Here is a 23,706-nt window from a genome sequence, read left to right on the forward strand (position 1 = left end):
TTCTTTATGAATAATGCTGCATGCGGCCCAGCGCAGTGGCGCGAGTACCTGCTTAGCAAACCGCAGGCGACACTAGACTATCCATTTGGACCGGATGTTGAGGTTTTCAAAGTTGCTAACAAAATGTTTGCCCTGTTAGTTAGGCACAATGATCGCTTGATGCTCAATTTGAAATGCGATCCGGTCGAAGCTGCAGCATTGTGCGACATTTATGCAGCAATTACTCCAGGCTATCATATGGATAAGCGTCACTGGATTTCGGTCTATCCAGAGTTTGAGATCGCCCGTAGCGAAGTCATTCGCCTGATTGACAATTCCTATGCGCTAGTGGTGGCTAAATTGCCTAAGAAAACACAAGCTACGCTTGTCGCCGGAGAGTGATTTAGTGTTGACCCAAGAGAAATAGCAACGGTTTATCCAAGCGCGCTTGCCACGCGTCCTCACTATGATTGGCGCCGGGAAAAAACAGAGTTTGCCATTGTGCAGGCGTAAATCCTTTCTGCTGCATAATGGCATCCACTTGCTTTTGCAACGGTGGATAGTGGGCGTCGAGCGTTTGGTCACCATAATCAAAATAGATCCTATGTGAGCCCGGTGCGGGCAGGTCTTCGGCGATATACCGCATAAATTCTGCCGTAATGGCATTGGTTTGTTCTGCAGAGCCGCCCACCCAATGCGTTGAAATACAGCCAGCACCGCCAAAAATCTCAGGATATTCGCCCAAGGCATACAGTGATATCAAGCCACCCATACTTGAACCCATAATGAACGTATGTGCTCGATCAGTATGTACGGAATAGGTTTTATCGATAAAGGGTTTAAGTTCAGTAACAAGGAATTTAAGGTAATTATCGGATTGAATAATGCTTTCAATATTGCTCGGAGACTCAGCCAAGTAAGGCATGAACAAATGTTGCTTATCCGTTAACGGCAATCGTTGATAGGGCTTTTGTGGCAGATACTCAATATAGCGCCGTTGCTCTCCACCGTTATCGATCCCCACTACAATAAACGGTTTACTTTGCTGTGACGCTTGCAACTCAGCTGCAACTTCATCAACTCGCCATTCTTGTTTATTCCACGTGACGGTCGCGTCAAATAGCATTTGACCATCATGCATGTACAGCACTGCGTACTTTCGCTCAGCTGAATAGTCTTCAGGGAGCCAGACTTGCACACGGCGCGTTGGCACGTACTCAGAGTGCAATTTGGTGTAGGTATCAAGACGACCTGCACTGACGTTATCTTGCTGCGCACTAGCGGTCGCAGGAGACATTACAAGTACACTAACAATGATTAGTCGGTGCAGCAGTATGTGCATGGGACGCCTCGTTTGAGTAATTAGATCACGCGTGAGAACCGTTGATAGTTTTTAGCTAATCCAAGGTAATCGTCAAACACCATACAAATGGTCCGAATGAGTAATCGTGCATGCTCGGCGACTACAATAGAATCAGCACGAATTTCAACCAACTCATCTTCTACAAAGGGCGCTAGTAGCGCAAGCTCTTTCGCGAAATACTCATTGAATACGATTTCATAGTTTTGTTCGATGGCCGCAAAGTCGATGCGCAAGTTACACATAAGTGCCATGATCACAGCACGGCGAATGGCGTCGTCATTATTGATCCCAACGCCTTTTTCTATGGCTAGGTGTTGCGCATCCAACGCCGCATAATAGTCATTCAGTGTTTTGGCATTTTGCAGATACCAGTCACCCATGAAGCTAATCGATGAAACACCAAGCCCAAGCATATCGAGCTCACCTTGAGTGGTATAGCCTTGGAAGTTGCGATGTAAGCAACCTCGTTGCTGGGCCAGCGCCAATTCATCATTCGGTTTGGCGAAATGATCCATACCAATCATACTGTATCCCTGTGAGGTTAGCTTTTCGATGGCTAACTTCATGAGTTCAAATTTTGCTGCGGGCACTGGTAACCAGTCTGATTTTATTTTCCGCTGGGCCGCAAATCGCTCAGGAAGATGCGCATAACTAAATAACGAAATCCGCTCTGGCTCCATCTGAATGGCCGCTGCAATTGTACGTTTAAACGAATCGGTGCTCTGGTGTGGCAAACCGTAGATCAAATCTAGATTCACAGAATCAAAGCTTAAATCTTTTGCAGTTCTCACTAGCTGGGCGACATGCTCAGTAGACTGAAGACGATTGATCGCACGCTGAACTTCCGGCTCTATGTCTTGAACACCAATACTGATACGGTTAAAGCCTAGGGTTTTTAGTGTGGTTAAATAGGTAGGCTCAACGGAGCGTGGGTCAATTTCAATACTGATTTCACAGTCGTCTGCGAATCTATAGTGCTGTCGTAATAATGCCATGAGCCGCGTCATTTGCTCAGGGGTAAGAAAGCTAGGGGTACCGCCACCGAGATGGCATTGTTTGATCTGTTGAAGGCTAAACCACTGGTGGTTTAAAGCGATTTCTTTGGCCAGATAGTCAAGGTAGCGATCAGCCTTATGTTGATGGCGAGTGACTACTTTGTTACAGCCGCAGTAATAGCATAGCTGATGACAAAACGGGATATGGATATACAAGGATAAATCACTTCCCGCACTAGTTAACATGGCATGGTGTAGAGGATTGTCTGGGAGCTCAGAGCTGAACTCGAGGGCAGTTGGGTATGAGGTGTAGCGCGGGCCACTGGTGTTGTATTTGTTTAATAGGTTGGCATCAAATAAGTTTGGCACTGTCTGAATCCTCTCGATATCGAGCCAATACTTTACCCCTGCCTTAACTAGCGAACTTTGATCTCATTCAATAAAACGCCGCTTTATTCACCTTTTTTACGAGCTTGCCTAGTTGCTAATCTTACTTATGATTGAACACTCACAACTATTCGCCTGTGTAATAAAAATTCATCAATAGAATCAATTACAATTATAGGGCGGTTTTCCCCTACCATCGAACAATAATAATTCATTGATGATTAAACGCATGGCAGAAATTATTTTAGTGCGCCATGGTCAGGCCTCATTCGGCAAGGCTGACTACGACAAATTAAGTGAGTTGGGCATCCAGCAATCCATTTGGTTGGGTGAGCACTTTGGCGAAAATCAAACCGCAGTTGATGCGATTTGGCGAGGCGATATGTTGCGTCATCGTGAAACGGCGGAGGGTTTTTTGCAGGGGCTGGGTCAGGTCTCTGCAGGCAATGAATACGACCACCTAAGCCACATTGACGTACACCCCGGTTTAAACGAGTTTGACTTCCAAGCCGTTGCAGATGGCTACTTACGGCTGAACCCAGAGGATAAGCCGTCTCAGGGGGCAAAGCCAGAAGAGTTTTATCGGTTATTACGTAAGTCAATGCTGGCCTGGTCGCAAGGCGAGCTGGACAATCAAGCCTTGCCAGAATCATGGCAAGGGTTTCAAACTCGTGTAATGGATGTATTGGAAAAAGCGATTGCAAGCCCCCACAAGCGGATCCTGATGGCGACGTCGGGCGGTGCTATTGCCATGATGGTTAGCCAGGTTTTGGGCGCCAATGCGGCCACTATGGTCAACCTTAACTTACAGATTAGAAATACCAGCGTATCGAAGATTTACGCAAATCAAGGCGGTGCGCATTTGCATCAATTTAACGCCATTCCGCATTTGGAATCACCCAGCAAAAAGTCGGCGATTAGCTATAGTTAATCGAAACAATCGGAGCCACTATGAATTTTGATTATACCGAGGCCACGCAAGCGCGTATCAAGCAATTGAACGAATTCATGCACACGCATGTATATCCTATCGAGCAAGAATATATCCATGCGGTGGAAAATAATGACAACCGTTGGCGTACCCCAGAGCTGATGGAGTCCTTGAAGCAAAAGGCGAAAGACGCAGGGCTATGGAACCTATTTTTGCCCGAGGAATACAAACCTTATGGGGCTGGGTTGACCAATCTTGAATATGCACCGCTATGCGAAATTATGGGGCGAGTCCCATGGAGTGCTGAGATTTTTAATTGCAGTGCACCTGACACTGGCAACATGGAAGTGTTAGCAAAATATGGTTCTGAGGCGCATAAAGCCGAATGGTTAGTGCCCTTATTAGAAGGCAAAATTCGCTCTGCATTTGCCATGACAGAGCCTGCGGTCGCGTCATCTGATGCTACAAACATTGAAACCATGATAAAGCGCGAAGGTGACGAATATGTGATCAATGGCCGTAAGTGGTATACCAGCGGTGCAATGAATGAAAACTGCCAAATCATGATCGTGATGGGAAAAACTGACCCTAGCGCTGCGCGTCATCAGCAGCAAAGTCAAATTTTGGTTCCAATGCATACGCCTGGCGTAACAGTTGTGCGGCCAATGTCTGCCATGGGTTTCTATGATGAACCCGTTGGGCATGCTGAAGTTGTGTTTGACAATGTACGCGTGCCTGCGACGAACTTGTTAGTCGGCGAGGGTAAAGGATTTGAAATCGCTCAAGGGCGTCTAGGGCCGGGCCGTATTCACCATTGTATGCGTTTGATTGGTGTAGCTCAGCGTGCGCTAGATGAAGCCTGTCTGCGAGTTGAGCAGCGCATTGCCTTTGGTCAGCCGTTGAGTAAACAACAATCCGTACGAGAAACCATTGCGCAGATGCATTGTGATATAGAGCAGGCGCGACTATTGACGTTAAAAGCCGCTGACAGCATGGATAAGTACGGAAATAAAGTAGCAAAAAACATCATCGCCGCAATCAAAATAGTAGCCCCGAAGATGGCCTGTGAAGTGATCGATAATGCGATCCAAATGCACGGCGCTATGGGCACCAGTCAGGATACTACGTTGGCTGCCGCTTATGCCTATGCTCGCACGGTAAGACTTGCTGACGGGCCTGATCAAGTGCATATGATGCAATTGGGGCGTAATTTAATCGCCGAAACTAACGCAAAAGCAGGCTAGTCAAAAATGCAAAATGATCCATTGCTTTCATTGTCGAAACTTAATGCATATTTGGCTGCAACGGATGTCGCTATCGGCGCAGTCACGCATGCTGAAAAGTTCAGTGGTGGTCAATCTAACCCAACTTTTTTGCTGGAAACACAAGCACAGCGTAAGTACGTTTTGCGCCGACAGCCTCCGGGTAAATTGCTCAAATCTGCGCATGCTGTTGACCGAGAATTTACGGTTTTATCAGCGCTGCGTGATACTGCGGTGCCCGTACCCAACGCTATCCATCTGTGTACCGACCCTGAAGTGCTTGGTGCAATGTTTTACTTGATGGAATATAAGCCAGGGCGCATATTCTGGCGCAGTGCGTTGCCTGAGATAAGTTCAAACAGCGAACGCGCAGCAATGTATGATGCCATGAATCGAACATTAGCTGATTTGCACAATGTCGATGTCGACGCGGTTGGTTTGTCAGACTATGGCAAACCGGGCAATTATTTCGCCCGTCAATATGAACGCTGGACTAAGCAATACCGTGCTGCAGAGACTGAGCATATCGAAGATATTGAAGCATTAATCGATTGGTTAGGGGTAAGCCTGCCAGATGATGATGGTCAAGTGTCGTTGGTACACGGTGATTTTCGTATGGACAATATGATCTTTGCTGCGGACGCTCCCCAAGTGATTGCCGTACTGGATTGGGAGTTATCCACTTTAGGCCATCCCTTTGCGGATTTAGCTTATCAATGTATGCAGCTGCGTTTACCTTCAGACCTTGGCCATGCGCCGGGATTGGGGGGTGTAGACCGTAAAGCATTGGGGATCCCTGAAGAGCAGGATTATATCGAAAGTTATTGCCAACGCCGCGGGATCGATACGATCGACAACTGGTCGTTCTACTTGGCATTTAGCTTTTTCCGTCTCGCAGCGATTGTGCAAGGGGTAGTTAAGCGCGCCAAGATGGGCAATGCGTCGAATAAACAAGCGGCCTCATTAGAAGCGATGATGCGCCCTTTGGCTGCTCACGCAGTATCACTGATCAAATAAGGATAATTAGAATGAAAGCGATTGTTTGTAATGAATTTGGGCCGGTTGAAGACTTAGTTTATCAGGATATTGATGATGTCTCGGTTAAAAAGGGGCATGTGGTTGTCGACGTAGAAGCCGCTGGCGTCAATTTCCCGGATGGGTTATTGGTGCAGGGATTGTATCAGATGAAGCCTGAACGCCCATTCGTGCCGGGAAACGAAGTGGCGGGAACGGTTTCTGCTATCGGTGAGGGTGTACAAGGCGTAGAGGTCGGTCAACGTGTTATTGCATTATGTATGCTGGGTGGTTATGCGGAGAAGGTGTTGGTGCCGCAGACCCACATAATGCCATTGCCGGATGCTATCCCAAGCGAGGAGGCCGCAGCGCTAGTTACAGCCCACGCAACAGCGCATCATGCGTTGAAACAACGTGCCCAACTACAAGCCGGTGAAACCCTTGTGGTCACAGGAGCTGCTGGTGGTACTGGTTTGGCGGCGGTGCAAATTGGTAAATTAATGGGGGCAAAAGTGATTGCCGTTTGCTCAACGGCTGAGAAATTAGCCACTGCAAAGGCCAATGGTGCAGATGTTCTGATCAATTACACTGAGCAAGATCTAAAGGAAGCCATCAAACAAGCAACTGATGGAAAAGGTGCTGACGTTGTTTATGAGTGCGTTGGTGGTGATACTTTCCATGCTTGCAGCCGCACAATGGCATGGAATGGCCGATTACTAGTGATTGGCTTTGCCGGTGGCGAAATTCCAGAGTTCCCAGTGAATCTAGCATTGGTTAAAGGCTACTCGGTGGTAGGCGTGTTTTGGGGGTCTTTTACCCAGCATCAGCCGCAAGATTTTGCCCAGAATATGCGCGAGCTACTGACTTGGTATGTGCAAGGAAAAGTCAAAGTTATTGTCGATGAATGCTTACCGCTGCCTGACGCCAAAGTTGCGCTGGAAAAGGTTATGGGGCGAGCCGTGCGAGGAAAGATGGTATTGAAACCCTAGGAGCTAGTTGCCCTTATTCGAGGGCAATAGTTTTTGCACAAAATAAAAAGCTCCTTAAAAGGAGCTTTCTACTGCGAACTAAGTTCGCTTACCATGTTGAAACATGGGGGTGACCGAAGTCACCAAATCTGTGGCTAGGGCTTAGATACGCTCTGCTAGTATTGTCGCAACTGGATTTGCTGCCAAACCTTGTTCTGTGATCCAAGCAGATAGGGTTTTACCATCCTGCTCAGGCTCGCTCAATGCGCTCTTAGGCATTTTTTTCACTAACAACTCGCCGGCTTCAACCGCGTTGTTAAGGATAGCTAAGCGGATGAGACTATTACCACCGCACGAAATGCCTGAGTAGTAGTCAGACAAACGTAAGTTGTAGTCAGACTGAACGGCTTTCATTTTCTTACGCAGTTGACCTTTGTCATCTGCTTGCACGATATTACAGATATTAGCTAGGGCTTCGTTAACGTCTGCTTGGGCAGTACCAGTGAACATAAGTGATGCAGCAGCGATAGCGATAGAAGTTTTAACTACTTTCAACATGGTTAATTCCTCGATTTAATTTAAAGTAAATGTTTTCAACGAGAGTAATTAAAGCCCATGGCAGTCGATTAAAAAATAGTCAGCGTGATACATGGGTATATTTTTTAATACGATAGCGCATTTGAGAACAAATTCTCGGGCGAGGCGCTTTGGTAATAAATAAGCTAAATACTTTACAAAGCAATGCGTTAGAAAGCTTTGGGTAAACAGTGCTAATGTTTTAGTTGAAATCAAGAATTGAACCAATGGAGTTCCCAATGGAGCAAAATATACCTTTAAGTACAGCGAAAATAGTCGTTTCAATGGGCGCAATCTTGCTAAGTTTTGCGGTATTGGATGTATTTTGGCTGGGGTGGTACGCGCAGGAATGGTACCAAATAGAAATGGCAGGCTTAATGCGTGCCGAGGTGATTACTTGGCCTTGGGGTGTTTTTTATACGTTATATGGGGTGGCTGTTTTTATTCTTGCTGTGTTGCCTAATCGAAGTAAATCGATAAGTTATGCTGCTCTAAATGGTGCTGTACTGGGCGCAGCTAGCTATGGTGCGTACAACCTGACGAATTACAGCATCTTGGCCAACTTTTCTCTTTTTATCGCACTTTTGGATTGGGGCTGGGGTATATTCTTAACAATGTCCAGCGCCATTGCAGGGTGGTGGGGGTTACATTTACTCACCTCACCAAACAGCAATCACTGAGCCTACTTTAGCCGGGTTAAACCAATCATAATGCATATTGCACCACCGCCCATACCAAGCCATGCTTCAATTGGAGTATCACCACTAAATGTACGGCTTATTTCTGAACTCACTGAGTCATACACATTGTATCCCCAGACGGTAAGGCCGATGCCAACAACAATAAAGATTAACCCAATTAGCTTCTTGTCCATGCTTGAATCCTTTAAGTCTCTTTCATAAATAACGTTAGGTGTCTTCAGGTAAACATAAAACTGTTAGAAGATCTAACTCAAACTAAAAAAAGTGCTAGCCCAGTACATGGTGCGCTTGCAGGACATACAGGTGTAAATTGATTGTTGTGCAACCGTACTGTGTATGCAATAAAGGCAATAACTACAGTAAATATTGGTAGGCCTGCTAGAGAGGAGGGCGTTGGAGGCCAGCGTTAACTTTGCTAGGCAGGTACGGTAAGTAGGTGATTGAAATGCTAATTTCAAATATCAAAAGCAAGATACCACTGTTATTTCTACTCTTGGTATCAGTAAGTTGGGCTTTCTATTACGGCAGCAATGGTGCACTCAATGACTATGGTGCTGCAAACTTTGAATGGCTTTATTTACTCGACGTCTTGGTGGTGCTGCCGTTGCTATGCGTTTTCTGTTTTACTGATTACAAAACCGCAATGCTAAAGGCCTTAGTGCTATGTAGTGCGGCCCTCGTTATTGCCAGTTTCATCATTCCTCAGGACGCGAAAAATGTTATGTTTTATATCGATGATGGACGCTATTTTGTCATTGGGTTTCTACTACTTTTTGAGTTGATAGCGTTACTCACGGTTTATTTTGCGATTGCTATATTGCTCAAGCAGCAACATGATCCTGACCAGTCGATTGAACAAACGCTTAAAAGATATCTAGGTGACTCACCGATCGTGTCATGGTTAAGTTTTGAAACTAGGCTGTGGACTTTTGCACTGTTCGCCAGGCATATTGAACCGACAAACTATGCTGGACAAGCGTACTTTACCTACCATCGAAAAGACGGTGCGCAAAGTAATTTACTGGGCTTTATTATACTCATAGCAATCGAAATACCAGTTGTGCATCTATTATTGCACTTTTTATGGTCGCCTTTGGTAGCTACAGTAATAACAGTAATAACTTTTCTATCATTAATTTTTTTCTTTGCAGAATATCGCGCTTTGCCGAAGCGACCCATTGCAATAACTGGCTCTGAGTTGCTCATCAGAGTAGGTTTGTATCCTACTTATCGAGTGACATTAACTAATGTGCAAAGTGTGAGTATTAATCGTGAGAGGGTAGCGCGGCAGCGTCATATAAAACGCTACAATTATGCCGGCGTACCAAACGTTGTCATCCGCTTAAAACAACCACAAGGACAAATCTCCGCTATTTATTTGGGACTTGATGACCCAAAAGCATTTAAGCAATATTTAGATCAATCGTGTCTTAAGTATTAACCATCTTGCTGGTCTTGATGCAAAGACAAAAGGCTCCCGAAGGAGCCTTTTGAGGAAGCAGATTGCTCTGCCGACCATGTTGAAACATGGAGGTGACCGAGGTCACCGAAACTGTGGTTAGGGCTTAGATACGCTCTGCTAACACTGCTGCAACTGGGTTACCTGCAAGACCTTGCTCGGTGACCCATGCAGTCAAGGTTTTACCGTCTTGCTCAGGCTCGCTTAATGCACTCTTAGGCATTTTTTTCACTAACAACTCACCGGCTTCAACCGCGTTGTTAAGGATAGCGGTACGGATAAGGCTGTTACCGCCACAGGTGATACCTGAGTAATAATCAGACAAACGTAAGTTATAGTCAGACTGAACCGCTTTCATTTTCTTACGCAGTTGACCTTTGTCATCTGCTTGCACGATGTTACAGATATTAGCTAGGGCTTCGTTAACGTCTGCTTGAGCAGTACCAGAGAACATAAGTGATGCAGCAGCGATAGCGATAGAAGTTTTAACTACTTTCAACATGGTTAATTCCTCGAATTGATTTGAAGTAAATGTTTTCAACGAGAGTAATTAAAGCCCATGGCAGTCGATTAAAAAACAGTCAGTGCGATACATGGGTATTTTTTCTAATACTTATAGCGTGCCTTGTTTTGCTTCGCCTCAAATAACTGGACTTGGGTTTTACATTGCATAAGCCATAGCGAGAATATATTCTAGTTGCTATATAGCAATACTGTTCACCCCAATAAGAACAACTACAAATCATGGGAAAATAATGAGGCGTCCTCCGCATTTTTTGCATTACTTTTGTTGCGTTATTGCCTGCCTATTCTCGCCATTAACAACGGCCACACAGCAATTTTTTGAACACCCAGTTTATTACTCCCCGTTGCAAAATTTAGTCGGCGTCGATGGTGATATTGTTGCAATTGCCGAAGATCGACAGGGGTTTATTTGGTTTGTCTCAGGCAACGGATTGTGGCGCTGGGATTCGCATATTCTGGTCAGGGCAACATTCGCCGACGTATCCACAGGAGGCGTAAGTCCGGATATACAAACATTAGCAACCGATAGTACCGGTACTATTTGGGTTGGAACGAGTCGAGGTTTGTATACGCTCAACACCGACAGTCGACAATTAAATGCGGTAGAAAACGCAGAAGTAGCAACCCTGTCAGTGCAGGAAGTGAGTGTGTCTTCGTTGACAGATAGCGCTGTATTTTTCGCTTCAGATCGAAATCTTTTTCGCTTCAACACCGCGACAAATATGTTGGAATCGTTAATTTTACCCTATGACGCCAGGATCCATGCATTACTTATCCACGGCAATAAATTATGGATAGGTACTGGCCGTGGCTTATTGTTTATGGAGGTTGGTAAGACTGATATTCAACCGGCTCCTGTTGCCGAATTCCCCGAAAATACCCGAGTCAGTGCATTGACGATTACGCCGAATGGACAGCTATTTGTTGGCACTGCAAACAAAGGATTATTTACACCACAAGGTGAACAAGGTTTTGTCTCGATCACTTTACTGAACAACGAACCTAACCCCTGGATCTATTCATTGACCGCGGTAAATGATACGGCTTTGCTGCTAGGTACTTTTGGTAAGGGCCTTTTGGAACTGAATTTAGCAACGAATGAAGTCCAGAATTCTCGAGCAAATCCTTTACATCCATCGGGTTTAGCAAATGATAATGTCTGGGCTCTATTGACCGATTCGCGCGGGATCGTATGGATGGGGGTTAATACTGACTTACAGTTCTATGATATTGGGAATCAGGCGGTTAAACGCATACTGGGTAATCTGCAGTCAGGTAAAGGACTCATTCAACGCAGTGTACACTCTGTTCGCGAGGTGGCAGACGATTTGATTGTTGGTACCGGTAGTCAAGGGCTCGAAAAGCTCGATCCGGAAACTGGACAAAGTGAGATTTTTTGGACAGGCGATGCTGATCCCGTTGAAACCTTATTTGCCACGAAAAATGGAAAGTTGTTTGCGTCGAGTAACTTCTCTTCAGTCCTTGTCGACCCAAAATCTGGAGACGCCCAACCTATTGAATTGCCCGGGCGTCCGGTCGCCAAATACTCTAGCGCTTATGCTCAAACTGGCGCGATTGAGTGGGTGGGTGGTACCGATGGATTATGGGCTTACGACAGGACTAATCAAAGGGCACAAAATGTGTTTGCAGATGCAGAGCATGACCGCCGCGTTGCATCCTTATTAGCAACACCCTCGCAGCTTTGGATTGGTACATGGCGAGGCTTATATGTAATTGCTGAACCCGCGTCAGAAGCTCCAGAAGTAAAGCCAGCACCAGAGGCAACAGAACTATTGCAAGAGCAGTTTATTGCCATGCTGTACCGCGATAGCCGAGCGCAAATCTGGGCGGCTACAAGCAACGCAGGATTATTCGTATATAGCGAGGGAGCAGGCTGGCGGCAGATAAATATTAGCCCAGAACAGCCTGGTGGCCGGGTCGAAGCAATTGCTGGAGAAGCGAATGGAAGAGTGTTTGTTAGTACTTCTAAAAGTATTGTCGCAGTTGACATCGTCACTTTAGGTATTCATGCGGTAGTCAATGAATCAATCGCAATTAACCGCCCGTTTCGACGTGGAGCCGCGACCCAATTGCCAAATGAAGTGATGGTTTTTGGTGGTTCTAATGGATTAACGTTGATCGATACTACTAAGATAAAATCCGACCCAATCAATACCAGTCTCTTACTAACTAACGTGAGTGTAACGACATCTGAAGATCGTATATTGTCACCTTCGTTAACAGCTAAACAGCTTAAGTTTCCAGCATTAAATAAACGCTTTTCCTTTGAATTTACAGTGCTCGATTATATTGGGTCGAATAATGTACTTTATCGTTATCGCTTGAAAGAGCACGATGACAGCTGGTCGTATACCGATTCTGACCATCGAATCGCAACGTTTACCCAGCTCAGCCCAGGTAACTACACACTGCAGATTGAATATTCTTATGATGGTGAGACTTGGCAGGCAAATGCTTTCTCACGCAATATTCTAATTCCTCCAGCGTGGTATCAAACCTGGTTTGCTAACCTTATGTTTGGACTTTTGTTAGGGTTTGTTTTGTATAGCGTACACAAGTTGCGGGTAAGGAAACTACGGCGTCAACAAAGTGTGTTAGAGGACCGTGTATCAGCCCGCACCGCTGAACTGGTAGCTGCCAACAAGACATTAAATCAACAGGCTGAAGCTTTGCGTGAGGCCAGCATGACTGACGCGCTAACGGGATTACATAATCGCCGCTATTTAGCGCAAAACATTGAACGCGATATGGCTAAACTCAATCGCTACTATGCAGAATGTGAAAAAAGCGCTATACCGCCGGATTATGCTAATGACGTGATCTTCTTTCTGATCGACATCGATCATTTTAAGGCGATTAACGACACCTATGGTCATCAAGTCGGAGACCAAGTGTTAGTAGAAACCAGTCGACGCTTGCAGCAGGTTTTTCGTGAAATTGACTATCTGATCCGCTGGGGTGGAGAAGAGTTTTTAGTTGTTGTACATAACACGCCGCGTCAGGAAGGTGAGGTGTTGGCTGAACGTGTCATGGACGCGATAGGGGGTAATCATTACCACATAAAGGATGATGAAACCAAGCAGGTTACCTGCTCGATAGGCTTTACTGCTTATCCATTAAGTATGGCTAAAGTGAATGCTTTAAGTTGGGAAGCAACCATCGGAATTGCTGATATGGCCTTGTACGCGGCGAAAAATAATAACCGAGATACGTGGATTGGTATCACTGAGATAAACCATACTCCGGTCGAAGAAGCGATCACTAAAATCGAAAGAGACACCGCTTTTGCATTTGAATATGCGAACGTCAGTGCACGCAGAGGTAAAAATAAATCAACCAGTAATTCACAATAGTCATTCGGACAAAACGAGATGGTTTAAATAGTTCGCGTCTATTGAGTGAGGCTTGGGATTTATGTTGGCACAAGCAAAAGGCTCCCGAAGGAGCCTTTTGAGGAAGCAGATTGCTCTGCCGACCATGTTGAAACATGGAGGTGACCGAGGTCACCGAATCTGTGGTTAGGGCTTAGATACGCTCTGCTAACACTGCTGCAACTGGGTTACCTGCAAGACCTTGCTCGGTGACCCATGCAGTCAAGGTTTTACCGTCTTGCTCAGGCTCGCTTAATGCACTCTTAGGCATTTTTTTCACTAACAACTCACCGGCTTCAACCGCGTTGTTAAGGATAGCGGTACGGATAAGGCTGTTACCGCCACAGGTGATACCTGAGTAATAATCAGACAAACGTAAGTTATAGTCAGACTGAACCGCTTTCATTTTCTTACGCAGTTGACCTTTGTCGTCTGCTTGTACGATGTTACAGATATTAGCTAGGGCTTCGTTAACGTCTGCTTGAGCAGTACCAGAGAACATAAGTGATGCAGCAGCGATAGCGATAGAAGTTTTAACTACTTTCAACATGGTTAATTCCTCGATTTAATTTGAAGTAAATGTTTTCAACGAGAGTAATTAAAGCCCATGGCAGTCGATTAAAAAACAGTCGGTGCGATACATAGGTATATTTTTTAATACACCTACGTATCGAGTGAATTTAACCCCAGAAGGTTACTGTGGTCATTTTGGTTGGGGGTTGCTACCAGGCCGAGACTCCCCCATCTATGGCAATGGTTTGACCATTCATATAAGTGTTGCCGGGTGACAGCATGAGTACCATAACATTCACCATCTCCTGTGGTTCACCCAGGCGTTTCATCGGAGACCCCATCGCCATGCGAGCGCGATCTTGCTCGGTATTAAAACCGTCAACATTGAGAATATTGGTCGGACTAAAAAACGGGCACACGGCATTGACTTGAATATTTTTACGGCCATATTCAATGGCTGCGGTGCGCGTTAACCCTGCTACGGCATGTTTGGCAGCTACGTAGGCCCCGCCTTTAGGTGCGCCGCCTATACCCGCCATCGAACTTAAGTTCAGAATATGCCCAGAGCCAGCTTTGAGCATGGCTGGAATTTGATACTTCATACCAAACATGACGCCTTTTACGTTAACGTCCATTTGTTTATCAAATACTGCCTCGGTTAATTCGTGTATAGCTGCGGGTGCGTGTGCAATCCCTGCATTATTAATTGCATAATGCAGCGCACCAAAACGTGAGGTAGCGGCTTCGACTAAAGCTGCACAATCACTCTCCTTGGCAACATCATTCACCATGGCGACAACGCGATTGTCATCAATGTTAAGCGACGCGACGGTCTCTTGTAATCCGGCTTCATCAATATCGCCGAGCACTAAATTGGCACCGCGAGCCGCAAATGCTTGCGCTAATAGTCGCCCAAAACCACTGGCTGCACCGGTGATCAAAATTGTTTTTGCAGAAAAATTAAGTAAAGGATCCATAACAGTACTCTGGTTAAATTAGATTAAGCTGTTGCTTGCATGAACGATAAGATGATTTCGGCGAATTTTTCGCCTTGATCCTCTTGTACAAAATGACCGCCTTGGGCAATCGTCGTGTGTGGCTGACCTGCACAGCCCGGAATTAATTTGTGCATGATTTTATCGCCGCCCGCGGTGACTGGATCAGAATCGCTAAAGCAGGTCAAAAAAGGCCGGTTGAACTGCTTTAAGCCCTCCCAGGCCGCGCGGTTGGCTGCGCTGGCGGGGTCATCGGGGGACACCGGAACTAACGCTGGAAACTGTCTTGCCCCAGCTTTATAGCTTTCATCAGGGTAGGGGGCATTGTAAGCGTTGTAGACCCCCTCAGCTAAAGGTAAAACGGTGGCACCTTTGATGATCCCTGCGGCCGGAAACTCAGGCACTTCTTGAGAAAATGCCTTCCATTTAAAGAATGCTTCTGGTGGCGGATGGTCACCGGTTGGTAGCATTGTATTTGACGCGACAACCCGCTTAAATCGGCCTGGTTGTTCACCAACCATTCTAAGACCAAGTAACCCGCCCCAATCTTGGCAGACAAGGGTAATATCACCGAGCTCCAAAATATCCAACAGTTGTTGCAACCAATCAAGGTGACGTTGGTAGGTATAATCTGCACGCTGGGTTGGTTTGTCTGAACGTCCAAAGCCAATTAAGTCTGGCACAATAACGCGATAGCCAGCCGCGACTAGCGGTCTGATCATTTTGCGATAAAGGTACGCCCAGCTAGGTTCACCATGTTGCATCCAGATGACCTCCCCTGTTTTTGGACCTTCGTCGATGTAATGCATCCGTAATTGACCACCTTCGAAATCATCGACAGTGATATAGTTTGGTGCAAAATCATATCCAGGTAGGTCTGAAAATCGCTCATCTGGTGTTCTTAGTGCCTGCATGATGGACTCCTTTATCGCTCGATATTTCGCTTTTACATGAAACCAATAGGCGGGATCAATCAATGAAAATCGGAGTAACAATCTAGATTTTGCTGCAGGCCTCTAGTGTAAACGGATTGTAAATAGTATTGATTTAATTTATTTAGAATTATAAAACCAATAAACTTCACTGATTAGGCGACAGGTCATACCATGCCAATAAATTTTAATCTTGGTGTGATTTAGCTATGAGTGAAAAACCTGCCGTTTCGTATATTGAGAATGGATCTGTCGCTACTTTGGTCATGCACAACCCGCCGGTTAATGCGTTGGGTAAGGCGGTTCGAGTTGGCCTCATTGAAGGTATGGACAAAGCGCTAGCGAATGATGGTATTAGTGCAATTGTTATCACTTCTGATATCGGCTTTTTCAGTGGTGGTGCTGATATTAGTGAATTTTCAACCGGTGACTTTGAACCTAATCTGTCGACCAAGGTTTTAGCTAAAATCGAACAATCAAGCAAACCTGTAGTTGCTGTTTTGCCCGGCCCAGCATTTGGTGGCGGACTCGAATTGGCGCTTGCGTGTCACTACCGAATTACCTTCAAGGACAATAAAGTTGGCCTTCCTGAAGTGCACTTAGGGATTCTTCCAGGTGCAGGCGGTACGCAGCGCTTGCCGCGTTTAATACCCGTGCAACAGGCCCTTAATATGATTGTTTCAGGCAAGCCTGAAGCTGCATCAAAATTGCCCAGTTTGTTTGCCGTGTTAACCGATCGACCTGAGGACTTGCAGTCCGCGACGGCTGAGTTTGTACAAAAACTCGATACCTCGGCTGCGATACCGCGTACCTGTGATCTCACTGTCGATCCTGAAACCTACAGTGATGAGCTATTTACGCAGTTTACGGCAGGCACTGAAAAGGCCGCGCGTGGATTCTTTGCACCATTTAACTGCATAAAGGCGGTTAAAGCCGCAACGGAACTTCCGTTTGATCAGGGTTTGGCTCGCGAAGGTGAGTTGTTCATGGAGTGCATGAAAACCCCACAAGCACGTGCACAGCAACACTTCTTTTTTGCTGAGCGTGCCGCAGGGCATGTGAAAGATTTTGATAAGCAAACACCTACGCGTCCTATCCAACGTGTTGCGGTGATTGGTGCCGGAACAATGGGCGGAGGGATCGCAATGAATTTCGCCAACGCCGGTATTCCTGTGTTGATGTTGGAAATGAAGCAAGAAGCCTTAGACAAAGGCCTGAAGGTTATTCGTGGCAACTACGAGCGCAGTGCGAAAAAAGGTAAGTTGAGCCAAGAAGAAGTAGAAGCTCGGATGTCCTTGTTAACCGGCACTACCGAATACGCTGATCTCAGCGATGTAGATTTAGTGATTGAAGCCGTTTTCGAAAAGCTAGACGTTAAACAAACCGTATTCAAATCTCTCGATGCAGTGTGTAAGCCGGGGGCAATCTTGGCGACCAATACGTCAACGTTAGATGTCAATTTAATTGCTGATGCTACTTCACGCCCAGAAGACGTTATTGGCTTGCACTTCTTCTCGCCAGCAAATGTGATGAAGCTTTTGGAAATCGTGAAGACCACACGAACTTCGCCTGACGTGATAAAAACCTGCATGCAGTTAGCAAAAACCATCAAGAAAGTGGCTGTACTTGTTGGCGTATGTTTTGGGTTTGTGGGCAATCGTATGATTGAAACCTATGGTAGGGAAGCCAACCGTTTGATGCTTGAGGGAGCGCGCCCTGAACAAGTGGATAAGGTTATTTACAAGTTTGGTTTACCAATGGGCCCGTTCACGATGGGCGACATGGCTGGATTAGATATTGGTTATTTTGTGCGCCAGTCGCGCAAGGCATTTATCGAGCATGACCCAAGTTACTGCGTGGTTGCTAACAAGTTAGTAGAAGATGGGCGCGTTGGTTTGAAAGTCGGTAAAGGCGTTTATTTATATGAAGAGGGAAGTCGTCAGCCTATTCCAGATGAAACTGTCATGGAGTTGGCCAAGCAAGAGGCTGCAAGACTTGGGATTGAACAACGTGAAATTAGCGAACAAGAGATCATTGAACGTTGCATTTACCCGTTAATTAATGAGGGGGCGTTGATCCTGGAGGAAGGAATTGCAGCCAAAGCCAGTGATATCGACGTGATTTACGTGTATGGCTATGGATTCCCGGTGTATCGCGGTGGCCCGATGAAATATGCCGATGAAATTGGTTTGGAAACTGTATTGAGTGCCATGAAGAAATACCAAGACAAGCTCGGCGAATACGGTAAAGCGTGGTTCCAACCAGCGCCGTTACTTGAGCAATTAGCCGCGCAAGGTAAAACCTTCAACTAATTAGATTAAAGAATTTAGAGGAAATATTATGCGCAACGCAGTTATCGTATCAACCGCACGCTCTCCTATTGGTCGTGCCTATAAGGGTGTTTTGAATAATCTAGAAGCCCCATCGTTAGGCGGCCATGCTATCGCAGAAGCGGTCGCGCGGGCCAAGTTAGAAGGCCAAGAAGTTGATGATGTGATCATGGGGTCAGCCTTAACGCAAGGGTCTGGTTCGATGAATATCGGGCGCTTGGCAGGATTAGCCGGCGGCTTACCAGTGACAGTTTCTGGTATGACGTTGGATCGTCAATGTAGCTCCGGGATGTACGCCATCGCGACAGCCGCCAACAGTATTATGACCGGCGAGACCGACATCATGGTCGCGGGCGGGTTGGATTCGATTTCACTAGTGCAGAACAAGCACATGAATACGTATCGTATGACTGATCCAGCCCTCATTGCGAAGCACAAAGATATTTATATGCCGATGCTGCAAACTGCTGAAGTCGTAGCCAAGCGTTATAACATCAGCCGCGATGCACAAGATGAATACGGCTATCAATCACAAATGCGCACGGCAGAGGCGCAAGCGGCTGGTAAGTTCGATCAAGAAATCGTGCCTATCACAGCGCAGCAAGCGGTAATGGATAAAGCGACGGGTGAGGTGAGTTATCACAGTGCAACGTTAGCAAAAGACGAAGGCAACCGTCCAGAAACCACGTTAGCGGGATTGCAGGGCTTAAATCCGGTGATTGAAGGAGGCTGCATTACTGCGGGTAATGCCAGTCAGTTGTCGGATGGTGCCAGTGCCAGTGTCTTAATGAGTGATACTGAAGCGGAACGCCGCGGCCTTGAGCCTTTGGGTGTTTATCGCGGAATTGCAGTGGCTGGTTGTGAGCCAGATGAAATGGGGATTGGACCGATATACGCCATACCCAAGCTGCTGCAAAAGCACGGTTTAGGAATGGATGACATTGGCTTGTGGGAGCTCAACGAAGCGTTTGCTGTGCAGGTATTATATTGTCGTGACAAACTCGGGATCCCAAATGAGTTACTAAACGTTAATGGCGGTGCAATTTCAATTGGCCACCCTTACGGTATGAGTGGTGCGCGCATGGTCGGTCATGCCTTGATTGAAGGCAAGCGTCGCGGCGCAAAATATGTGGTGTGCACAATGTGTATTGGCGGCGGCATGGGCGCAGCCGGCTTATTTGAAGTGTTATAAGGCAACAAACAATGCAAAATTACAAAGCTCCTCAACGTGATACGCTATTTACTTTGTATGAGTTACTCGGTTTCGAGCAACATTATGCTGAGTTAGGTTTTAATGATGTCAGCGAAGATTTGGTCACTGCTATTTTTAATGAAGCAGCAAAGTTTTCAGAAAACGTGCTTGCACCATTAAATGCGGTGGGTGACGACGAAGGTTGTACTTGGATTGATGGCGAGGTCACCACGCCCACAGGCTTTAAGGAAGCGTATCAGCAGTATGTTGAAGGTGGTTGGCCTTCAATGGCGCATCCGGAAGCATTTGGTGGTCAAGCATTGCCATATTCCTTAGCCACCTCAATGGCAGAATGGTTTTCTGGCGCCAATCATGCGTGGGCGATGTATCCCGGTCTGAGTCAAGGCTGTATGGAAACGCTTAAAGCCCATGGCACCGAAGCACAGCAAAACCAGTTCTTACCAAAGCTGATCGATGGAACTTGGACTGGCACAATGTGTTTAACAGAATCACATTGTGGTTCTGACCTTGGTATGCTCAAGTGTAAAGCTGAGCCCAATGCCGACGGTACTTATTCAATCACCGGTACTAAGATTTTTATCTCTGCAGGTGAGCACGATATGTCAGAAAATATCGTGCATATCGTACTGGCGCGGCTGCCTGATGCACCAGCGGGTACCAAAGGTATTTCATTATTCATCGTGCCAAAGTTCAATGTAGATGAAAATGGTGAGAAAACCGACCGCAATCAAGTCAAGTGTGGCTCTATTGAGCACAAAATGGGGATCAAAGGCAGCGCCACTTGTGTGATTAATTTCGACGGCGCAACGGGTCACCTCATTGGCGAGCCAAATCGCGGTTTGAACTGCATGTTTACCTTCATGAATATGGCCCGCATTGGTACTGGCATGGAAGGTTTATCAGCGATTGAGGCATCGTTCCAAGGCGCATTGGCCTACGCCAAAGATCGTCTGCAATTTCGTTCTTTAACCGGCAAAAAGAATCCGGATGCTCCGGCTGATCCAATTATCGTGCATCCGGATGTAAGACGCATGCTGCTAACTCAGAAAGCCCTGCGAGAGGGTAACCGAGCGCTAGCGATATACTGTATGCAATTGGTTGACGTAACCTTGTACGAACAGGACGCTGAAAAGCGCCAAGTTGCCGATGCTAAACTGGCGTTATTGACACCTGTCGTGAAAGCATTCTTAACCGAAACTGCGCAAGAGTGCACCAGCTATGGTATGCAAGTGTACGGTGGTCACGGGTATATCAAAGAGTGGGGCATGGAGCAACTTGCCCGGGATACTCGTATTTGTACCATGTATGAAGGCACAACGGGTATTCAAGCTATCGACTTGCTGGCTCGTAAAATCGTTGGTAGCCAGGGTAAGTTATTACAAGTATTCGTACAAGAAATGCGCAGCTACTGTGAGAGTTTACGCGGCAAGGCGCAATTTAATGCCTGGGCGAATGCGGTCGAAAGCCACATTGATGAATGGGGGCAATTGACCAACGACATCATGAAGTCTGCAGGCAATAACCCTGATGAATTAGGCGCAGCAGCGGTAGATTATTTGATGTACTCAGGTTATGTCACGGTAGCTTACTTTTGGTTACGGATGGCCGTGACTGCGCAAGAAAAGCTTGATGCGGGAACAACTGAGACAGATTTTTACACGGCGAAATTACAAACAGCACAGTTTTATTTTGACCGCTTGTTAACGCGCACGCGCTCGCTGGTTTCAGCCATTCATTCTGGTTCAGACAATCTAATGACCATGACCGAAGAAGCGTTTTTCCAAGGATAAATAAAACCATGGCGGGGAGCGTTGATGCAGAGTCGCGATATATTGAAGTGTCTGGTTTACGTTTGCACTATTTGTTGCAAGCGCCAGCACAGCAAGCTGATGATGCAGACGTTCCCATTATCGTTTTTTTACATGGCTTTCCTGAACATTGCGGTGTGTGGCGACGGCAGTTAGCCTTTTTTGGTCAGCGTTATCAGGCGATAGCCCTAGATTTGCCAGGGTATAATCTTAGTGAAGGGCCAAGCAATGCACACGATTATAATGTGCCCAATCTAGTTAATTTGATTGCTAGGTTTATTCGCAGTATCGCTAATAATCAGCCGATTTATTTAGTTGCCCATGATTGGGGAGGGGCAATTGCGTGGCCCTTAACTGCGCGATTTCCTGAGCTTATAAAGCGTTTGGTTATTATTAATGCGGCGCACCCCAGTACATTCACGCGTGAAATGATCCAAAATCGGCAACAGCGGTTGATGAGTGATTATATCCACACTTTTCTGGATCCAAAGGCAGAAGAGTATTTATCGCAAGACGGATTCAAGCAATTAAAGCAACACAGTATTGAGCAAATCCAATCTCCACCCAGTGAGGATGAAGTCGCAGCGTATGTTGCAGCATGGAAAAGGCCGGGTGCTGTTACGCGAATGCTGAACTATTATCGAGCTATGCCGCAACTCTTTCCGCGAGAGGGTATTGAAAGTCAACAATTGGATAAAAATAACACAGTCCGCTCACTGGCTGAGATACGTGTACCCAATATTAAAATTAGGGTGCCGACATTGATCTTGTGGGGTGAAAAAGATGCAGCGTTTGATATTGGTGTACTTGGCGGATTAGGCGAATACATTGATGATTATGAGGAGCTGCGTTTTCCCGCTGCTAGCCATTGGGTGCATCACGAAGAGCCTGAGGCCATTCAACAAGCAATAGATAAGTTTATCTATACTGCTTGAACAATAGAAGAAAGGCTCCCTAAGGAGCCTTTCGAGGAAGCAGATTGCTCTGCCGACCATGTTGAAACATGGGGGTGACCGAAGTCACCAAATCTGTGGTTAGGGCTTAGATACGCTCTGCTAATATTGCCGCAACTGGGTTCGCTGCTAAACCTTGTTCTGTGATCCAAGCAGATAGTGTTTTACCGTCCTGCTCAGGCTCGCTTAATGCACTCTTAGGCATTTTTTTAACTAACAACTCGCCAGCTTCTACCGCGTTGTTTAGGATAGCCAAGCGGATGAGACTATTACCACCGCACGAAATGCCTGAGTAGTAGTCAGACAAACGTAAGTTGTAGTCAGACTGAACAGCTTTCATTTTCTTACGCAGTTGACCTTTGTCATCTGCTTGCACGATGTTACAGATATTAGCTAGGGCTTCGTTAACGTCTGCTTGAGCAGTACCAGTAAACATTAGTGATGCAGCAGCGATAGCGATAGAAGTTTTAACTACTTTCAACATGGTTAATTCCTCGATTTAATTTAAAGTAAATGTTTTCAACGAACGTAATTAAAGCCTATGGAAGTCGGTTGAAAAACAGTCAATGTGATACATGGGTATTTTTTTTAATAACTTTTTAGATGAGGGGTTAGTTGGCAGTGTTTGATATAAAAGTGACCAGAGTAGTTAAGAAACCGATCGACGCCGTGTTTGCGATTTTAGCCGACCATGGGAACTACTCGCAGTTCAAGCCAGTGGATGAGTCCATATTAGTTGAACATGGTAAAACTGAGCAAAATGGACTCGGCGCACTCCGCAAAGTGAAGCTGGGGGGCATGACACTGCATGAAAGAATAGTGTTGTTTGAGCCGCCGTATCGACTGGGATATCAAATTGAGCGCTCAGCACCACTGCGCTTTGAGCATATCAAGGGCGAGGTTATGCTTAAAGAACATGCCGAAGGTACTGAAGTTACGTGGGTGTCGCAGGGCCACATTCGATTTCCGTTGCTAGGGCCATTACTGTTTGATCGTATGGCACAAGCGCAGGGAGCTACTGGATTTGCCAGTATTTTAAAAAGCATTGAACAAATGTAAATAGCACTATAAAGTTGGCTGTAAAGGTTTTTTAAGGAGTATTCATATGTGGAAGAGACTTTTATTAGCAATCGCTGCAGTGGCACTTGTGGCTGGGTGTGCGCCAGAGGTGGGAAGTAAGCAATGGTGTGAAGACTTGGCTGAAAAACCCAAAGGTGATTGGACTGCAAACGAAGCTAAAGATTACGCTTCACACTGTATCTTTAGAGATGATGACGAAGAGTAGAACGGTCGCAAGTCCCTAAGCTATTGAATAAAAATACTGGACAGTCGTTTCCCTGACTGATGGTAGTTATTATTAAACAGGCCTAGATCTGATGTTATCTCAGGTCTGGGCCTTTTTATTTTTCC

The 23,706-nt window shown here is 46.1% G+C and carries 23 protein-coding genes; 14 read left to right on the forward strand and 9 right to left on the reverse strand.

The annotated features are described in order from the left end of the window. The first annotated feature begins 6 nt into the window (after window positions 1-6). Entirely contained in the window at window positions 7-381 is a 375-nt protein-coding gene (locus CSH92_RS07325; RefSeq protein WP_100656969.1) for an MmcQ/YjbR family DNA-binding protein, read from the forward strand. Window position 382: 1 nt separating this feature from the next. Here the strand turns inward: CSH92_RS07325 and CSH92_RS07330 are convergent, their stop codons facing one another. Further along, complete coding sequence (locus tag CSH92_RS07330) at window positions 383-1,321, reverse strand: alpha/beta hydrolase (RefSeq protein ID WP_100656970.1); 939 nt, start codon at window positions 1,319-1,321, stop codon at window positions 383-385. A gap of 20 nt (window positions 1,322-1,341) precedes the next feature. Beyond that, window positions 1,342-2,706, reverse strand: a complete 1,365-nt coding sequence (gene hemN, locus CSH92_RS07335) for an oxygen-independent coproporphyrinogen III oxidase (RefSeq protein WP_205662138.1) — start codon at window positions 2,704-2,706, stop codon at window positions 1,342-1,344. Window positions 2,707-2,953: 247 nt separating this feature from the next. Between hemN and CSH92_RS07340 the strand changes: the two genes are divergently transcribed. The 4 genes from CSH92_RS07340 to CSH92_RS07355 are packed head-to-tail and all read left to right on the forward strand — an operon-like array spanning window position 2,954 to window position 6,920. Then, entirely contained in the window at window positions 2,954-3,655 is a 702-nt protein-coding gene (locus CSH92_RS07340) for a histidine phosphatase family protein (RefSeq protein ID WP_100657471.1), read from the forward strand. Window positions 3,656-3,675: 20 nt separating this feature from the next. Beyond that, window positions 3,676-4,899: an acyl-CoA dehydrogenase family protein gene (locus CSH92_RS07345; protein WP_100656972.1), complete on the forward strand. Its 1,224-nt coding sequence runs from the start codon at window positions 3,676-3,678 to the stop codon at window positions 4,897-4,899. A gap of 6 nt (window positions 4,900-4,905) precedes the next feature. Further along, entirely contained in the window at window positions 4,906-5,934 is a 1,029-nt protein-coding gene (locus tag CSH92_RS07350; RefSeq protein WP_100656973.1) for a phosphotransferase family protein, read from the forward strand. An 11-nt stretch (window positions 5,935-5,945) separates the two neighbouring features. After that, window positions 5,946-6,920: an NADPH:quinone oxidoreductase family protein gene (locus tag CSH92_RS07355; RefSeq protein ID WP_100656974.1), complete on the forward strand. Its 975-nt coding sequence runs from the start codon at window positions 5,946-5,948 to the stop codon at window positions 6,918-6,920. A gap of 141 nt (window positions 6,921-7,061) precedes the next feature. Here CSH92_RS07355 and CSH92_RS07360 read toward each other — a convergent pair whose 3' ends face one another. Then, window positions 7,062-7,457: a DUF3718 domain-containing protein gene (locus CSH92_RS07360; RefSeq protein WP_100656975.1), complete on the reverse strand. Its 396-nt coding sequence runs from the start codon at window positions 7,455-7,457 to the stop codon at window positions 7,062-7,064. Between the two features lie 257 nt (window positions 7,458-7,714). Between CSH92_RS07360 and CSH92_RS07365 the strand changes: the two genes are divergently transcribed. Then, a complete protein-coding gene (locus tag CSH92_RS07365) occupies window positions 7,715-8,155 on the forward strand; it encodes a DUF2177 family protein (RefSeq protein ID WP_100656976.1) in 441 nt (146 codons plus the stop codon). Window positions 8,156-8,157: 2 nt separating this feature from the next. Here CSH92_RS07365 and CSH92_RS07370 read toward each other — a convergent pair whose 3' ends face one another. Beyond that, window positions 8,158-8,349, reverse strand: coding sequence for a DUF3185 family protein (locus tag CSH92_RS07370; RefSeq protein ID WP_100656977.1), 192 nt, complete (start codon window positions 8,347-8,349; stop codon window positions 8,158-8,160). Window positions 8,350-8,621: 272 nt separating this feature from the next. Here CSH92_RS07370 and CSH92_RS07375 point away from each other — a divergent pair, with 272 nt between their 5' ends. After that, the gene (locus CSH92_RS07375) at window positions 8,622-9,617 is read left to right on the forward strand and encodes a hypothetical protein (protein WP_100657472.1); all 996 of its coding nucleotides are present in this window, start codon (window positions 8,622-8,624) and stop codon (window positions 9,615-9,617) included. A gap of 124 nt (window positions 9,618-9,741) precedes the next feature. Here CSH92_RS07375 and CSH92_RS07380 read toward each other — a convergent pair whose 3' ends face one another. After that, the gene (locus CSH92_RS07380; protein ID WP_100656978.1) at window positions 9,742-10,137 is read right to left on the reverse strand and encodes a DUF3718 domain-containing protein; all 396 of its coding nucleotides are present in this window, start codon (window positions 10,135-10,137) and stop codon (window positions 9,742-9,744) included. A 253-nt stretch (window positions 10,138-10,390) separates the two neighbouring features. Here CSH92_RS07380 and CSH92_RS07385 point away from each other — a divergent pair, with 253 nt between their 5' ends. Next, a complete protein-coding gene (locus CSH92_RS07385; protein ID WP_100656979.1) occupies window positions 10,391-13,534 on the forward strand; it encodes a ligand-binding sensor domain-containing diguanylate cyclase in 3,144 nt (1,047 codons plus the stop codon). A 172-nt stretch (window positions 13,535-13,706) separates the two neighbouring features. On the opposite strand, the gene CSH92_RS07390 is transcribed toward CSH92_RS07385, so the two are convergent. The 3 genes from CSH92_RS07390 to CSH92_RS07400 all read right to left on the reverse strand — a co-directional run bounded on the left by CSH92_RS07390 (window position 13,707) and on the right by CSH92_RS07400 (window position 15,974). Then, complete coding sequence (locus CSH92_RS07390) at window positions 13,707-14,102, reverse strand: DUF3718 domain-containing protein (RefSeq protein WP_100656978.1); 396 nt, start codon at window positions 14,100-14,102, stop codon at window positions 13,707-13,709. A 172-nt stretch (window positions 14,103-14,274) separates the two neighbouring features. Further along, a complete protein-coding gene (locus CSH92_RS07395) occupies window positions 14,275-15,042 on the reverse strand; it encodes an SDR family NAD(P)-dependent oxidoreductase (protein WP_100656980.1) in 768 nt (255 codons plus the stop codon). A gap of 23 nt (window positions 15,043-15,065) precedes the next feature. Then, window positions 15,066-15,974 carry a haloalkane dehalogenase gene (locus tag CSH92_RS07400; protein WP_100656981.1) on the reverse strand — a complete coding sequence of 303 codons (909 nt, stop codon included), beginning with the start codon at window positions 15,972-15,974 and terminating at the stop codon, window positions 15,066-15,068. Between the two features lie 227 nt (window positions 15,975-16,201). Between CSH92_RS07400 and CSH92_RS07405 the strand changes: the two genes are divergently transcribed. From CSH92_RS07405 to CSH92_RS07420, 4 genes are read left to right on the forward strand one after another with little or no spacing between them, the layout of a single operon-like run. Further along, entirely contained in the window at window positions 16,202-18,304 is a 2,103-nt protein-coding gene (locus CSH92_RS07405) for a 3-hydroxyacyl-CoA dehydrogenase NAD-binding domain-containing protein (protein ID WP_100656982.1), read from the forward strand. A 28-nt stretch (window positions 18,305-18,332) separates the two neighbouring features. After that, window positions 18,333-19,514 (forward strand): acetyl-CoA C-acyltransferase, encoded by a 1,182-nt coding sequence (locus tag CSH92_RS07410; RefSeq protein WP_100656983.1) that lies wholly within the window; start codon window positions 18,333-18,335, stop codon window positions 19,512-19,514. An 11-nt stretch (window positions 19,515-19,525) separates the two neighbouring features. Next, window positions 19,526-21,325, forward strand: coding sequence for an acyl-CoA dehydrogenase C-terminal domain-containing protein (locus tag CSH92_RS07415; RefSeq protein ID WP_100656984.1), 1,800 nt, complete (start codon window positions 19,526-19,528; stop codon window positions 21,323-21,325). An 8-nt stretch (window positions 21,326-21,333) separates the two neighbouring features. Further along, on the forward strand, window positions 21,334-22,278 hold the full coding sequence (locus tag CSH92_RS07420; protein WP_100656985.1) for an alpha/beta fold hydrolase: 945 nt from the start codon (window positions 21,334-21,336) through the stop codon (window positions 22,276-22,278). A 106-nt stretch (window positions 22,279-22,384) separates the two neighbouring features. Here the strand turns inward: CSH92_RS07420 and CSH92_RS07425 are convergent, their stop codons facing one another. After that, a complete protein-coding gene (locus CSH92_RS07425; RefSeq protein WP_100656986.1) occupies window positions 22,385-22,780 on the reverse strand; it encodes a DUF3718 domain-containing protein in 396 nt (131 codons plus the stop codon). A 137-nt stretch (window positions 22,781-22,917) separates the two neighbouring features. On the opposite strand from CSH92_RS07425, the gene CSH92_RS07430 reads away from it, so the two are divergent. Together CSH92_RS07430 and CSH92_RS07435 are read left to right on the forward strand one after the other, a co-directional pair. Continuing rightward, the gene (locus tag CSH92_RS07430; RefSeq protein ID WP_100657473.1) at window positions 22,918-23,355 is read left to right on the forward strand and encodes an SRPBCC family protein; all 438 of its coding nucleotides are present in this window, start codon (window positions 22,918-22,920) and stop codon (window positions 23,353-23,355) included. Between the two features lie 46 nt (window positions 23,356-23,401). Then, complete coding sequence (locus CSH92_RS07435; protein ID WP_100656987.1) at window positions 23,402-23,581, forward strand: DUF3012 domain-containing protein; 180 nt, start codon at window positions 23,402-23,404, stop codon at window positions 23,579-23,581. Window positions 23,582-23,706 lie beyond the last annotated feature (125 nt).

Source organism: Neoalteromonas flava (assembly GCF_002807685.1).
Classification (GTDB): domain Bacteria; phylum Pseudomonadota; class Gammaproteobacteria; order Enterobacterales; family Alteromonadaceae; genus Alteromonas_E; species Alteromonas_E flava.